This window comes from Streptomyces sp. NPDC025806 (genome assembly GCF_055558275.1).
In genome coordinates this window covers 762,217-774,990 of record NZ_JBVHMU010000001.1, presented here as the reverse complement: position 1 = coordinate 774,990, position 12,774 = coordinate 762,217, and the positions used below count along the sequence as shown (strand labels likewise).

The 12,774-nt window shown below is 70.6% G+C and carries 15 protein-coding genes; 7 read left to right on the top strand and 8 right to left on the bottom strand.

Going from position 1 to position 12,774, the window contains the following annotated elements:
- Window positions 1-556: 556 nt before the first annotated feature.
- Window positions 557-1,198, bottom strand: a complete 642-nt coding sequence (locus ACZ4E1_RS03565) for a DNA-3-methyladenine glycosylase (RefSeq protein ID WP_467535364.1) — start codon at window positions 1,196-1,198, stop codon at window positions 557-559.
- Between the two features lie 103 nt (window positions 1,199-1,301).
- Here ACZ4E1_RS03565 and ACZ4E1_RS03560 point away from each other — a divergent pair, with 103 nt between their 5' ends.
- The 3 genes from ACZ4E1_RS03560 (at window position 1,302) to ACZ4E1_RS03550 (ending at window position 3,344) form a co-directional block, all read left to right on the top strand.
- Complete coding sequence (locus tag ACZ4E1_RS03560; protein WP_467535362.1) at window positions 1,302-2,084, top strand: sporulation protein; 783 nt, start codon at window positions 1,302-1,304, stop codon at window positions 2,082-2,084.
- 47 nt (window positions 2,085-2,131) lie between these two features.
- Window positions 2,132-2,671: a YbhB/YbcL family Raf kinase inhibitor-like protein gene (locus ACZ4E1_RS03555; RefSeq protein WP_467535360.1), complete on the top strand. Its 540-nt coding sequence runs from the start codon at window positions 2,132-2,134 to the stop codon at window positions 2,669-2,671.
- 160 nt (window positions 2,672-2,831) lie between these two features.
- A complete protein-coding gene (locus tag ACZ4E1_RS03550; RefSeq protein ID WP_384628709.1) occupies window positions 2,832-3,344 on the top strand; it encodes an HNH endonuclease in 513 nt (170 codons plus the stop codon).
- Window positions 3,345-3,417: 73 nt separating this feature from the next.
- On the opposite strand, the gene ACZ4E1_RS03545 is transcribed toward ACZ4E1_RS03550, so the two are convergent.
- The 3 genes from ACZ4E1_RS03545 to ACZ4E1_RS03535 all read right to left on the bottom strand — a co-directional run bounded on the left by ACZ4E1_RS03545 (window position 3,418) and on the right by ACZ4E1_RS03535 (window position 5,783).
- Window positions 3,418-4,353, bottom strand: coding sequence for an SPFH domain-containing protein (locus ACZ4E1_RS03545; RefSeq protein WP_384628706.1), 936 nt, complete (start codon window positions 4,351-4,353; stop codon window positions 3,418-3,420).
- 108 nt (window positions 4,354-4,461) lie between these two features.
- Complete coding sequence (locus ACZ4E1_RS03540) at window positions 4,462-4,893, bottom strand: NfeD family protein (protein ID WP_467535357.1); 432 nt, start codon at window positions 4,891-4,893, stop codon at window positions 4,462-4,464.
- A gap of 92 nt (window positions 4,894-4,985) precedes the next feature.
- Complete coding sequence (locus ACZ4E1_RS03535) at window positions 4,986-5,783, bottom strand: ABC transporter ATP-binding protein (protein ID WP_384628703.1); 798 nt, start codon at window positions 5,781-5,783, stop codon at window positions 4,986-4,988.
- Window positions 5,784-5,948: 165 nt separating this feature from the next.
- Here ACZ4E1_RS03535 and ACZ4E1_RS03530 point away from each other — a divergent pair, with 165 nt between their 5' ends.
- The gene (locus tag ACZ4E1_RS03530; protein ID WP_467535356.1) at window positions 5,949-6,731 is read left to right on the top strand and encodes a hypothetical protein; all 783 of its coding nucleotides are present in this window, start codon (window positions 5,949-5,951) and stop codon (window positions 6,729-6,731) included.
- Window positions 6,732-6,985: 254 nt separating this feature from the next.
- On the opposite strand, the gene ACZ4E1_RS03525 is transcribed toward ACZ4E1_RS03530, so the two are convergent.
- From ACZ4E1_RS03525 to ACZ4E1_RS03510, 4 genes are all read right to left on the bottom strand, one after another.
- Window positions 6,986-7,225: a chaplin gene (locus ACZ4E1_RS03525; protein WP_467535355.1), complete on the bottom strand. Its 240-nt coding sequence runs from the start codon at window positions 7,223-7,225 to the stop codon at window positions 6,986-6,988.
- A gap of 184 nt (window positions 7,226-7,409) precedes the next feature.
- On the bottom strand, window positions 7,410-7,658 hold the full coding sequence (locus tag ACZ4E1_RS03520; RefSeq protein WP_467535352.1) for a chaplin: 249 nt from the start codon (window positions 7,656-7,658) through the stop codon (window positions 7,410-7,412).
- A 176-nt stretch (window positions 7,659-7,834) separates the two neighbouring features.
- Window positions 7,835-8,476 (bottom strand): response regulator, encoded by a 642-nt coding sequence (locus tag ACZ4E1_RS03515; RefSeq protein ID WP_188339701.1) that lies wholly within the window; start codon window positions 8,474-8,476, stop codon window positions 7,835-7,837.
- Window positions 8,469-9,614, bottom strand: a complete 1,146-nt coding sequence (locus tag ACZ4E1_RS03510; RefSeq protein ID WP_467535350.1) for a GAF domain-containing sensor histidine kinase — start codon at window positions 9,612-9,614, stop codon at window positions 8,469-8,471. The genes ACZ4E1_RS03515 and ACZ4E1_RS03510 overlap by 8 nt, the downstream gene beginning before the upstream one ends.
- A gap of 194 nt (window positions 9,615-9,808) precedes the next feature.
- Between ACZ4E1_RS03510 and ACZ4E1_RS03505 the strand changes: the two genes are divergently transcribed.
- The 3 genes from ACZ4E1_RS03505 to ACZ4E1_RS03495 all read left to right on the top strand — a co-directional run bounded on the left by ACZ4E1_RS03505 (window position 9,809) and on the right by ACZ4E1_RS03495 (window position 12,602).
- On the top strand, window positions 9,809-10,513 hold the full coding sequence (locus ACZ4E1_RS03505; protein ID WP_467535347.1) for an SDR family NAD(P)-dependent oxidoreductase: 705 nt from the start codon (window positions 9,809-9,811) through the stop codon (window positions 10,511-10,513).
- The gene (locus ACZ4E1_RS03500) at window positions 10,510-11,565 is read left to right on the top strand and encodes an S-adenosylmethionine:tRNA ribosyltransferase-isomerase (RefSeq protein ID WP_467535345.1); all 1,056 of its coding nucleotides are present in this window, start codon (window positions 10,510-10,512) and stop codon (window positions 11,563-11,565) included. The genes ACZ4E1_RS03505 and ACZ4E1_RS03500 overlap by 4 nt, the downstream gene beginning before the upstream one ends.
- A 317-nt stretch (window positions 11,566-11,882) precedes the next feature.
- Window positions 11,883-12,602, top strand: coding sequence for a transglycosylase SLT domain-containing protein (locus ACZ4E1_RS03495; protein ID WP_467535342.1), 720 nt, complete (start codon window positions 11,883-11,885; stop codon window positions 12,600-12,602).
- Window positions 12,603-12,774 lie beyond the last annotated feature (172 nt).

Below are 12,774 nucleotides of genomic sequence, written 5' to 3'. Positions count from 1 at the left end.
TGTTTCCCCGTAATCGGGGTGACACCACGAGAGCGGAACCAGAGGGAGGAATAATCCCTCGGTTCACAGCGTCCTCGCTGTGCGCCTACCGGACCGGTGAAGGGCCGGCAGGACTTTTTCAAAGGAACCTCGTCCCAGCCATGATGGCCGGAGACGGGGTATCAACATATCTGGCGTTGATTTTTGGCACGCTGTTGAGTTCTCAAGGAACGGACACTTCCTTTGTACTCACCCTCTCGGGCTTTCCTCCGGGCGCTTCCCTTCGGTCTTGCGTTTCCAACCCTACCAGATCCTTTTTCCGTTCCGTTTCCGGTTCGGATTCAATTTCCGGTGGCCGTTGGAGGGCCTTTGCCTTTCGGCGTGACCGCTACGTTAGCCGATTTCCCCGGTAACTCATAATCGAGATTCGCGGGTTCGAATTTCGACATGCAGGCATGACGAAAAGGACCCCGCTGAGGGAAGTCGTAGGTAGTGGTTTGGCCGCTTCCGGTGACTGGCTGAGAGCCGTACCGGTTTCAGCGGCTCGGGCTACATTACGGACCCCTCGGGGGGAGAGTCAAGTTGAACGGCGGCGTGGTGTGTGGGCCCGATAGGGGCTGACGGTGGGGTCGTCCGCGATCCAGAAACGCCAGGGGTGGACCGCCCCGTCGCCCGAGACTCCGGTGCGCGGTCCCTTGCGTACCTGGTCGGCGGGGACGGGGGTGCCGCGCAGGATCGTGAGCGGGGCGTCGGTCGGGCCGCAGGCGTCCGCGCCGTCGAGGGCGCGGTCCACTCCGAGGGCGGTGGCCAGACGGGCCGGTCCTTTGGCCAGTTCCTTGTCGTATCGGGCCGAGAGTCGACGTTTGCGCGCGAGCTCGGCGCCCTCCGTGATCTCGCCGGCCCGGAGCAGGACCCCGCTCGCCCTGCCCGGGGGGCCGCACACGAAGTTCATGCAGTGCCACATCCCGTAGGTGAAGTAGACGTACACGTGTCCGGGTGGACCGAACATCACCGAGTTCCGTGCTGTCTGGCCGCGGAAGGCGTGGGAGCCGGGATCGTTCGCACCGTCGTACGCCTCCACCTCGGTGAGGCGGAGTTCGATCGGGCCGTCCGGGGTGCGGCGGACCAGGGTGCGGCCGAGGAGGTCCGGGGCGACCTCCAGCACAGGTCGGTCGAAGAAGTCCCGGGTGAGGGGCGTACGGTCAGGGGCCGCGATCATGCCGTCCGAGCGTAGTGCAGGGGCGGCGTGGGCCGGTGAGGAACCAGGCGGCCGTCCATCGCGTTTGTAGTCAGCAGTAGTAAGTCGACGGAGGAGATCGTTCATGGGGTTCAAGCGGCTGTTGGCGAGCCTGGGTGCGGGCGGGGCGTCCGTGGAGACCGTGCTCACCGAGGTCAATGTCGTGCCCGGCGGCGTCGTGCAGGGAGAGGTGCGGATCCAGGGCGGTTCCGTCGACCAGGAGATCGAGGGGCTGTCGGTCGGACTGCAGGCCCGCGTCGAGGTCGAGGGCGCCGACCAGGAGACCAAGCAGGACATCGAGTTCACGAAGGTCCGTCTCGGTGGCGCTTTCTCGCTGCAGGCCGGCGCGGTGCACGCGGTGCCCTTCGGGCTCGAGATCCCGTGGGAGACGCCGGTCACCATGATCGACGGGCAGGCGCTGCGCGGCATGAACATCGGGGTGACCACGGAGCTGGAGATCGCCCGCGCGGTCGACTCCGGTGACCTGGACCCGATCAACGTGCACCCGCTGCCGTCGCAGCAGGCGATCCTCGACGCCTTCATCCAGCTCGGCTTCCGCTTCAAGAGCGCGGACATGGAGCGCGGCCGGATCCGCGGCACGCGGCAGAAGCTGCCGTTCTACCAGGAGATCGAGTTCTTCCCGCCGCAGCAGTACCGGGGGCTGAACCAGGTGGAGCTGAGCTTCGTGGCCGACGACCGGGAGATGGACGTCGTCCTGGAGATGGACAAGAAGCCGGGTCTGTTCAGCGAGGGCAGCGACACGTTCCGTTCCTTCGTGGTCGGGCACCACGACTTCCAGGGCACGGACTGGTCGGCGTACCTGCACCAGTGGCTGTCCGAGGTCGGCAGCAAGAAGAACTGGTTCTAGGGTTTCCAGGGTCGGACTTTGTCTGTGCCCCACCAGGAGGTGTCGTTGTGACCGAGCAGCCCCAGCGGGCTCCGCTTCCTCATGCCTTTCATCCGCAGGTGCCGTCGTTCACCGTCGTGAGCGAGGACTTCGAGCCGGGCGGTGTGCTCCGGGACGCCCAGGTGTACGCCGCCGGGAACACCTCGCCGCAGCTGCGGTGGGAGGGCTTCCCGCCGGAGACCAAGAGCTTCGCCGTGTCCTGCTTCGACCCGGACGCGCCGACGGGCAGTGGCTTCTGGCACTGGTCCGTCTTCGACATCCCGGTGTCGGTGACGGAGCTGCCGGCCGGTGCGGGCACCGGGAAGTTCGACGGTCTGCCCGAGGGCGCCGTCCAGGTGCGCAACGACTACGGGACGAAGGACTTCGGCGGTGCCGCGCCGCCGCCCGGCGACCCGGCGCACCGGTACGTGTTCACCGTGTACGCGGTCGACCAGGAGAAGCTGGGCCCGGACGCGGACGCCTCGCCGGCGGTCGTCGGGTTCAACCTGCGCTTCCACACGCTGGCGCGCGCCCAGGTCGTCGCGGAGTACGCGGCGCCCGCCGAGTGAGAGCACCCGGAGATATCGTTCACTGAACGTTTGCCCGCTCCCGGTCATGAAAGTGACCGGGAGCGGGCAGTTTTTATTGCGTTGTCCATCTCGGCGTGCACGGCCAGAGTTGACGCACGGACGCCGAGGGGTGATCCGCTGCGTACGGGAGGTGGGCAGGATGCGGGACACACTGGTGCTCAACGCGAGCTTCGAGCCGCTCTCGACGGTGACGCTGAACCGAGCCGTCGTGCTGGTGCTCCAGGACAAGGCCGTCGTCGAGCAGGCCCACCCCGATCTGCGCATGCGCGGCGCCGCGATCGACATCCCGGTGCCGCGGGTGATCAGGCTCTGCAGGTACGTGCGGGTGCCGTTCCGAAGACGCGCGCCCTGGTCGAGGCGGGGTGTGCTCGTACGGGACCAGCACCGGTGCGCGTACTGCGGCAGGCGGGCGACGACCGTGGACCACGTGGTGCCGCGTTCCCACGGCGGTGCCGACTCGTGGCTGAACACGGTGGCGTCCTGCGCCGAGGACAATCACCGCAAGGCCGACCGGACGCCCGAGGAGGCCGGGATGCCGTTGCTGCGGCAGCCGTTCGAGCCGACGCCGGCGGACGCCATGCTGCTGTCGCTCGGCGCGGGTGAGATGGAGGCGCTGCCGGACTGGCTGAACGGTCAGAGCGCCGCGGCCTAGTCGGGCGGACCTACGGACGTACGAGAGCGGGCCCACCGATCCTGGATCGGTGGGCCCGCTCTCGTGTGCGCGGTCAGTCGATGGGGGGCTGCTCGCGGCGCTCCTTGCCCTGGGCGGGGACCGAACCTCCGCCCATGGGGTTGAAGTTGCCCATGGCGCCGGAGAGGCCCTTGAGGGCGTCGCCGATCTCGCTGGGCACGATCCAGAGCTTGTTGGCGTCGCCCTCGGCGATCTTCGGGAGCATCTGGAGGTACTGGTACGAGAGCAGCTTCTGGTCCGGGTCGCCCGCGTGGATGGCCTCGAAGACCGTACGGACGGCCTGGGCCTCGCCCTCCGCGCGCAGCGCCGCGGCGCGGGCCTCGCCCTCCGCGCGGAGGATGGCCGACTGCTTCTCACCTTCGGCGGTGAGGATCTGGGACTGGCGGATGCCCTCCGCGGTGAGGATCGCGGCGCGCTTGTCACGGTCCGCGCGCATCTGCTTCTCCATCGAGTCCTGGATGGAGGTGGGCGGCTCGATCGCCTTGAGCTCGACGCGGTTGACGCGGATGCCCCACTTGCCGGTGGCCTCGTCGAGGACGCCGCGCAGTGCCGCGTTGATCTCCTCGCGGGAGGTCAGGGTCCGCTCGAGGTCCATGCCACCGATGATGTTGCGCAGCGTGGTGACGGTGAGCTGCTCGATGGCCTGAATGTAACTGGCCACTTCGTAGGTGGCGGCGCGGGCGTCGGTCACCTGGTAGTAGATGACGGTGTCGATGTTGACAACCAGGTTGTCCTGGGTGATCACCGGCTGGGGCGGGAAGGGGACGACCTGCTCGCGCAGGTCGATCCGGTTGCGGATCGAGTCGATGAACGGGACCACGATGTTCAGCCCGGCGTTCAGCGTGCGGGTGTAGCGGCCGAACCGCTCCACGATGGCCGCGCTCGCCTGGGGGATGACCTGGATGGTCTTGATCAGGGCGATGAAGACCAACACCACCAGAATGATCAGGACGATGATGATCGCTGACATCGAGTTTCCTGTGCCCTTCGTTCCGCCGACCGGAAGATCATAGGATCTTGCTCGTCGAGTCTGTCAGAACCGCCTGTGCGACGTGGGGAGTTCAGGCCACCCGCGCGATCACATCACGATCGCCGTGGCCCCTTCGATGTCGACGACGTCGACCTGCTGTTCGGGTTCGAAGACCGCGTCGCCGTCGAGGGTGCGGGCCGACCAGATCTCGCCGCCGAGTTTGATGCGGCCGCCGCGGTGGTCGACGCGCTCGATGACGACGGCCTGTTGTCCCTTCAAGGCGTCGATTCCCGTGGCCAGTTGGGGCTGTCCGGCGCGATGGCGTGCGGCGATCGGCCGTACGACGACGATGAGGGCGCACGAGACCACGGCGAAGACGAGGACCTGCGGCACGACTGTGCCGCCCAGTCCGGCTGTCACGGCACCGGCGACGGCGCCCACGGACAGCATGCCGAACTCGGGCATCGCGGTGATGACCAGCGGGATTCCGAGCGCGGCCGCTGCGATCAGCCACCACACCCATGCGTCGATGTCTGTCACATGGTCATGGTAGGACCGCGGGTGGCCGCACGGACAGGGGACGATTCCTCGGGAGATCGTCCGGACCGTTCCTCCGTGCGGCCGACGCGGCGTCAGCTCAGGGGCAGACCGGTGGCCGTCCAGCGCTCGCCGTTCTGCTCTACGACCAGCGGGAGGCCGAAGCAGCGGGACAGGTTGCGGGAGGTGAGCTCCAGCTCCAGCGGGCCGGCGGCGAGTACCTTGCCCTGGCGGATCATCAGCACGTGCGTGAAGCCCGGGGCGATCTCCTCGACATGGTGCGTGACCATGATCATCGAGGGGGCGATCGGGTCGCGGGCGAGGCGGCCGAGGCGGCGGACCAGGTCCTCGCGTCCGCCGAGGTCGAGTCCGGCGGCGGGCTCGTCGAGGAGCAGCAGCTCGGGGTCGGTCATCAGGGCGCGGGCGATGAGGGTGCGCTTGCGCTCGCCCTCGGAGAGGGTGCCGAACCTGCGGTCCAGGTAGTCGCTCATGCCGAGGCGGTCGAGGAAGGCGCGGGCACGCTGCTCGTCGACGTCCTCGTACTCCTCCTGCCAGCCGGCGGTCATGCCGTAGGCGGCGGTGAGCACGGTCTGCAGGACGGTCTGGCGCTTGGGGAGCTTCTCGGCCATGCCGATGCCGGCGATGCCGATGCGCGGGCGCAGCTCGAAGACGTCGGTGCCGGGCTTGCCGAGGGTCTCGCCGAGGATCGTGGCGGTGCCCTGGCTCGGGTACAGGTAGCTCGAGGCGACGTTGAGGAGGGTGGTCTTGCCCGCCCCGTTCGGGCCGAGGATGACCCAGCGCTCCCCCTCCTTCACCGACCAGGAGACCTGGTCCACCAGAGCCCGGCCCTCGCGGACCACGGATACGTCCTCCAGCTCCAGTACATCGCTCATGAGCGCGTTGTCTCCCATTGCAGTCTCGGCTGTCTCGTGCGTCCGCCGGCCGTGTGCTCGGTGCCGGTCGGTCGCTGTCCCCAGGGAAAACCTACGCCACCGGTCACGTCGTCCCTTCCATCGGTCGGGCTTTTGGCGGCCTGTCGGGCTTCTAAGGTGGAGCGCATGCTTTCGGAACCTCGCTCCGGCCGCCTCGCGGCGTGGGGAAATGCCCTGTTGGCCGGACTTGTCGCACCTGATGACGCCGCTGTCGCGATCGTGGGTGAGGACGCGGTGCACCGCGTCGAAGGGCTGCCCGGGGAGGCGGGGCCCGTCGGGCTGACGCTCGCGCTCGGGCGGCTGCGGGCACTCGGCGCGACGGGGCTGCGGGTGGCGCTGCCCGCGCCGGGGCATCCGCTGGGGCTGAGCGGGCCGCCGGAGTTCAACGCGCGGGCGCTGGACGCCGAGGAGGCCGTCGTCTGTGTCGGGGTCGCGCTCGGGCTCGTGCCCGAGGTGTACGAGGCCGGGCCCGAGGGCGATGTGCATGTCGAGGTGCTGTGGCACTGCCTGCCGGTGCGGGAGGCTCCGCCGGCGGACGTGCCGTCGCTCGGGGAGGCCGAGCGGGAGCTGGCGGAGGCGCTGCGCGAGGCGACGGAGGTGTTGACGCGGCTCGATGTGGCCGGGTCGGGGCCGGTCGCGGAGGCGGCGATCGACGCGTATCGGGCTCGGGCCGAGCGGGGGCGGGAGGCGCTGGCTCCCGGGTATCCGGCTCGGGCCGTGCGGGTGCTCGAGCTGGCGCAGCGGGTGGGGTTGCTGGTGGATGTCGCCCATGAGGCGGGGCATGGTGGGGCGGTGAGTGCCGGGGAGATGGGGGCGCGGGCCGGGGCGTTGCGGCCGGTGGAGCGGACGGCTCGGCGGGCTGTTGTCGCCGCGTACAACTCCGTTGTGGAGATGCGGGAGCGGGGCTGAGCGGTTGGGTTCCGGCGGCGGGGGTGCGTCGTTGGGGTTCGGTGTGATGCCGGGTGCGGGTTTCGTCGTGGCTGGTCGCGCAGTTCCCCGCGCCCCTGACGGCGCACTTCGTGCGCCCCAGGGGATCCGTGGGTGCGCCCCGCGGCGGAGCCGCTGATCGGATACAGCCCCGCCTGCCCCAGGGACACCTGTTCGGTGTTCGGGCATGGCAAAGGCCCCGCGGAGGAGGGCGCGGGGCCTTTGGGTGGGGGGCCTCAGTTGTTGGCGGAGGCGTTGCCGAAGGCCGGGTTCAGGAGGCCGATCACGTTGACCGAGTTGCCCGTGGCGTTCACGGGGACGTGGACCGGGACCTGCGCCTGGTTGCCGGACGCGACGCCGGGCGAGTGGGCGGCGACGCCCTCCGCCTCGGAGTCCGCGAAGGCGGCGCCCGCGGAGGCACCCGCGGCGAGACCGGCGACGGCGACGACCAGGGCGGCCTTCTTGGCGATGCTCATGAGAAGAATTCCTCCAGATAAGAAAGACGACCCCGGGAAATGGGGTCTCGCCGTGAGCAACGCGATCTTCGCGGGGAGGTCACGGGGCGCCGGGGCGATGCCCTCGATGGGATCAACGGCACGCGGACCGGCCCCTCGGGTACGTACCCGAGGGGCCGGGAGGTCTGGGGACCGCGGGGCTGCGTCAGTTGTTGACGCCGAGGTTGCCGAACGCGGGGTTCAGAAGACCGACCACGTTCACCGTGTTGCCCACGACGTTCACGGGGATGTGGATCGGGGCCTGGATCACGTTGCCCGAGACGACGCCCGGGGAGTGCACGGCCTTGCCGCCCGCGTGCGCACCACCGGTGGTGGCGGACGCCATGCCGGTACCGGCGGCGACGAGGCCACCGGCGACGAGGGTGACGGCAGCGGCCTTCTTCAGGTTCATCACTTCTTGGTCCTCCTAGCGATCGCCGGGGCCAGCCGCCGCGGCGTGTCCTGGAGAACGCGGCACCGCCCCACGGGGATACGCCGTCCGGGGGACATCCACACGACAGTATGAATCTCAGACCGGACGGGAACCGCCCGTGGTGCGGTGCAGTAGTGCGCCGGTGTGCGCGGGGTCCGTCAGCCCGTGACCCCGTGCCGGACGGCCCACAGGGCGGCCTGGGTGCGGTCCGCCAGGTCGAGCTTCATGAGGATGTTCGAGACGTGGGTCTTGACCGTCTTCTCGGAGAGGACGAGGGCGCGGGCGATCTCCCGGTTCGACCGGCCGTCGGCGATCAGGCAGAGCACCTCGCGCTCCCGGTCGGTGAGCGAACCGCCTCTCCCCTGCCCGTTGTTGTTCTCCTCCTGGGAGAGCAGGGCGCCGGCCACCTCGGGCTGGAGGAGGATGTGGCCCGCGTGGACGGAACGGATGGCGCCGGCCAGGGCGTCGGGGTCCACGTCCTTGTAGACGTATCCGGCGGCGCCGGCGCGCAGGGCGGGCACGACGGTGCGCTGCTCGGTGAAACTGGTGACGATCAACACCTTGGCGGGGTTGGCCAGTTCGCGGAGCCGGCGCAGCGCGTCGACCCCGTCCATGCCCGGCATCTTGACGTCCATGAGGACGACGTCGGGCTTCAACTCCTCGGCGCGGGCGACTCCTTCGGCCCCGTCGGCGGCCTCGCCGACGACGTCGATGTCGTCCTGCACTTCGAGGAACGTACGCAGGCCCCGGCGGACGACCTGGTGGTCGTCCACCAACAGCACCTTGATCCGGTCAGCCACCGGGGACCTCCATCTCGATCGTGGTGCCCTTGCCGGGCGCCGATTCCACTGTGAGCCGGCCGCCGACGCCGCTGGCCCGGTCGCGCATCGAGACCAGGCCGAGGTGGCGTCCCGCGCGCCGTGTCGCGTGCGGCTCGAAGCCGGTGCCGTCGTCCGTGACGCGCAGGACCGCGCCGGTGCCGTGCCGGTCCAGCGTCACACCGACCTCTTCGGCCCCGGAGTGGCGCAGCGCGTTGTGCAGGGCCTCCTGGGCGACGCGCAGCAGGGCCTCTTCCTGGGCGGCGGGCAGCGCTCGTACGCCGCGGGTGTCGAAGGTGACGTGGGCGCCGTGGGCTCGGTCGAGGACCTGGACGTGGGTGCGCAGGGTCGCGACGAGGCCGTCCTCGTCGAGGGCCGCGGGGCGCAACTCGACGACGGCCGCGCGCAGTTCGTCCGCGGCCTCGGCGGCGAGCGCGACGACGTGCTGCAACTCGCCCTTCGCGCGGGCCGGGTCGCGGTCGACGAGGGTCGCGGCGGCCTGGGCGGTGAGGCGGAGCGAGAACAGCTTCTGGCTGACGGCGTCGTGCAGTTCGTGGGCGAGACGGGAGCGTTCCTCGGCGATCGTGAGCTCGCGGCTGCGCTCGTAGAGCCGGGCGTTCGTCAGGGCGATCGCGGCGTGCTGGGCGAGGATGCCGAGGAGCTGCTCGTCGTTCTCGGTGAAGCCGCAGCCGCCTTCGGGCTTGGAGCAACGCTTGTTGGCGAGGAAGAGGGCGCCGATGGTCTCGTCGCCGTCCTTGATCGGCAGGCCGAGGAAGTCGGACATGTCGGGGTGGGCGGAGGGCCAGCCCTCGAAGCGGGGGTCCTGGCGGACGTCGGCGAGGCGCTCGGTGCGGGCGTCGCGCAGCATCGCGGCGAGGATGCCGTGCTGGCGGGGCAGCGGGCCGATGGCCTTCCACTGCTCCTCGCTCACCCCGTCGACGACGAACTGGGCGAAGCCTCCGTGGTCGTCGGGGACGCCGAGCGCCGCGTACTCGGCGTCGAGCAGCTCGCGCGCCGAGGCGACGATCGTCTTGAGGACGTCGCGCACCTCGAGATGCCTGCTCATGGCGAGCAGCGCGGCGCTCACCGCGGCCAGGCCTGACTGGGGTCCGTCACTCATGAGCTCACCGTACCGGCGGCCGGTGACCGCGCGGATCGGACCTGTGGCGGCGCCCGCCTAGGCCGACGGTCGTAGGGCGAAGGGCCCTGGCTCGTCGCGACCCGCGCCTGAGGTGCCCGGGACCGGCCGGTTCCTACGTTGAGGACATCACGCAGGACGACAGGACGAAGCGACGGAGCAAGGGGACGGTTGTCATGGCGGTAGCGATCATCACGGGTGCTTCGCGGGGGTTCGGCCGGGCGCTGGCGGAGGCGCTCGCGCGGCGGGGCTGGGATCTGGTGCTCGACGCGCGGTCCGCGGGGCCGTTGGAGGAGGAGGCGGCGGAGCTGCGCCGGCACGGGGGCAGGGTGACGGCGGTCGCGGGCGATGTCACCGACGGCGGGCACCGGGTGGAGCTGATCGCGGCGGCCTGGGAGCTGGGCGGTCTCGATCTGCTGGTGAACAACGCGGGGGTGCTGGGGGCGGTGCCGCTGCGGCCGCTCGGCGCGTACTCGCTGGACGACTTCCGCACGGCGCTGGAGGTCAATGTGGTGGCGCCGCTCGGGCTGCTCCAGGAGGCGCTGCCGTTGCTGCGGGACGCGCCGGCCGGGGCGGTGATCGACATGAGTTCGGACGCGGCGGTCGAGGCGTACGGGACGTGGGGCGGATACGGGGCGACGAAGGCGGCGCTCGACCAGCTGTCGGCGGTGCTGGCCGTGGAGGAGCCGGGGCTGCGGGTGTGGGCGGTGGATCCGGGCGGGATGCGTACGCAGATGCTGGCCGCGGCGGAACCGGACGAGGACCTCAGCGGGGTGCCCGGGCCGGAGGGGGTCGTGCCCGCCTTCCTGCGCCTGCTCGACGTCCGCCCGGCGAGCGGCCGCTACTCCGCACCCTCTCTTCTTGTGGAGGAGGTCCGATGACGCTCGCTCTGCGCGTTCCGGAGGAGCTGTCGGCGCGGGTGCCGGCCGAGCAGCGGGGGCCGGGCCGGGACCGGTCCTCGGTACGGATGCTGGTGTCGCGCGGCACCGAGGTCACGCATCGCCGGTTCGCCGAGCTGCCGGGCGAGCTGCGCGCGGGGGACCTGCTGATCGTGAACACCTCCCCCACGCTGGCGGCGGCCGTGGACGGGACGCTCGGGCACGCGCGCGTGGTGGTGCACTTCTCGGCGCGGGGCGACGACGGGCGGTGGGCCGTCGAGGTGCGGGATCCGGACGGGCGCGGGACCACGCGCCCGCGCGCGGGCGGGCCCGCGGGGGAAGTGGTGTCGCTGCCGGGGTGCGTGCACCTCGTGTTCGAGGAGCGGGTCTCGGCGGGCGGGGACCGGCTGTGGTGGGTGCGGGCGACGGGGGACGTGCCGGAGGTGCTGCGCCGGCACGGGCGGCCGATCCGGTACGCCTACACGCGGCGGGACCAGCCGCTGTCCGCGTATCAGACGGTGTTCGCGCTGCCGTACGCGGACGGGGCGGGGAGCGCGGAGATGCCGAGTGCGGCGCGGCCGTTCACGGAGCGGGCGGTGGCGGCGCTGGTGCGGCGGGGCGTGCAGTTCGCTCCGGTCACGCTGCACACGGGGGTGTCGTCGGCGGAGGCGCACGAGCCGCCGTACGCGGAGCGCTTCGAGGTGCCGGAGACGTCGGCGCGGCTGATCAACGCGGCGCGGGCGGCCGGCGGGCGGGTCGTGGCGGTGGGGACGACCGGTGTGCGGGCCGTGGAGTCGGCGGCGGGCGCGGACGGGGTGGTGCGTGCGGCGCGCGGCTGGACGGAGCTGGTGGTGACGCCGGAGCGCGGGGTGCGGGTGGTGGACGGTCTGCTGACCGGGCTGCACGAGCCCGAGGCCTCGCATCTGCAGATGCTGGAGGCGGTCGCGGGGCGGGACGCGGTGCGCCGTACGTACGAGGAGGCGCTGCGCGGCCGGTACCTGTGGCACGAGTTCGGGGACGTGCATCTGGTGCTGCCGCCGGAAGCGGCTCACTGACCTCACCGAGTGCGTTGCACCGGCAACTATCCGTGAGACAGGGGGCGGCCCCGTGTGATGCCGCGCATAGGGTGCACGTCACCTACGAAGTCGCCTAGTGGACCGAGATGGGACTTTGGTCCCGAGAAAACGCAAGGACCGGGAGCCGAAAACTGGCTCCCGGTCCTTTTTGCGCGTTCTGTGATCCACTACCCGGCTTCGTACGTCACACCTTTGCCACGCAATTTTGCGACCGCTAAGAATTGCCCCCGTTGCTCAGCGCCGGAAGGTTCTGCCCGCAACGTCCGTCCCCCAAACCACCGAGAGGTCCCCGTCTCATGAAGCAGCTCCGCGCCCTTGGCCATAGTCCGCTGACCCGGGCCCACAAGTTCTCCATCGCCGGTGTCGCCTCGCTCGGCGCCGCCGCCCTGGCGATCACTCTGGTGCCGGGTCACGACACGCAGGCCCAGGCCGAGGAGGTCTCCTCCGCCCCCGTCGCGTTCACGACCGACGCGGGTGCGCAGCGCATCAAGGACGTCCACGCGAGCGTCACCAGCCAGCAGGCCGCCGCCTCCGAGAAGGCCAAGGCGATCGCCGCCAAGCTGAAGGCCGAGCAGGACGCCAAGAACAAGGCCGCCGCCGACGCGAAGGCGAAGGCCGACGCCGAGGCCAAGGCCAAGAAGGACCGCGAGGTCCGCGAGGCCGCTTCCCGCGCCGCCGCCCGCAAGCCGGTCTACGCCAACAACCTCGACGGCTGGATCAAGGAGTCCCTCGCCATCATGAAGGCGAAGGGCATCCCGGGCTCCTACAACGGCCTGCACCGCAACATCATGCGCGAGTCCTCCGGCAACCCGAACGCCATGAACGGCTGGGACATCAACGCGATCAACGGCATCCCCTCGAAGGGTCTGCTGCAGGTCATCCCGCCGACGTTCAACGCGTACCACGTCGCCGGCACCTCGACGAACATCTACGACCCGGTCGCCAACATCACGGCCGCCGCGAACTACGCGGCCGACAAGTACGGCTCGATCGACAACGTCAACAGCGCGTACTGAGGTCGCCCGGCGCGTACCGAGACTCGCTGACGGGACCTCCGGGTCTCCGGCGCACGCCGTACCACCCCCACGACGGAGAAGGGGGGGGCCCCCCCCCCGGGGGGCCCCCCCCCCCCCCCCATGTTACGCGTGAAAGATAGCACTAACACCCGGGCGTGGGCGGGCACCGCCA

Excerpts from the sequence above, each read along its gene's own strand:
- ACZ4E1_RS03545 (WP_384628706.1), bottom strand. The coding sequence starts at position 4,353 with ATGTCAGCGATCATCATCGTCCTGATCATTCTGGTGGTGTTGGTCTTC.
- ACZ4E1_RS03525 (WP_467535355.1), bottom strand. The coding sequence starts at position 7,225 with ATGAGCATCGCCAAGAAGGCCGCCCTGGTCGTCGCCGTCGCCGGTCTC.
- ACZ4E1_RS03495 (WP_467535342.1), top strand. The coding sequence starts at position 11,883 with ATGAAGCAGCTCCGCGCCCTTGGCCATAGTCCGCTGACCCGGGCCCAC.
- ACZ4E1_RS03510 (WP_467535350.1), bottom strand. The coding sequence starts at position 9,614 with ATGAGTGACGGACCCCAGTCAGGCCTGGCCGCGGTGAGCGCCGCGCTG.
- ACZ4E1_RS03505 (WP_467535347.1), top strand. The coding sequence starts at position 9,809 with ATGGCGGTAGCGATCATCACGGGTGCTTCGCGGGGGTTCGGCCGGGCG.
- ACZ4E1_RS03565 (WP_467535364.1), bottom strand. The coding sequence starts at position 1,198 with ATGATCGCGGCCCCTGACCGTACGCCCCTCACCCGGGACTTCTTCGAC.
- ACZ4E1_RS03550 (WP_384628709.1), top strand. The coding sequence starts at position 2,832 with ATGCGGGACACACTGGTGCTCAACGCGAGCTTCGAGCCGCTCTCGACG.
- ACZ4E1_RS03500 (WP_467535345.1), top strand. The coding sequence starts at position 10,510 with ATGACGCTCGCTCTGCGCGTTCCGGAGGAGCTGTCGGCGCGGGTGCCG.
- ACZ4E1_RS03530 (WP_467535356.1), top strand. The coding sequence starts at position 5,949 with ATGCTTTCGGAACCTCGCTCCGGCCGCCTCGCGGCGTGGGGAAATGCC.
- ACZ4E1_RS03560 (WP_467535362.1), top strand. The coding sequence starts at position 1,302 with ATGGGGTTCAAGCGGCTGTTGGCGAGCCTGGGTGCGGGCGGGGCGTCC.
- ACZ4E1_RS03535 (WP_384628703.1), bottom strand. The coding sequence starts at position 5,783 with ATGAGCGATGTACTGGAGCTGGAGGACGTATCCGTGGTCCGCGAGGGC.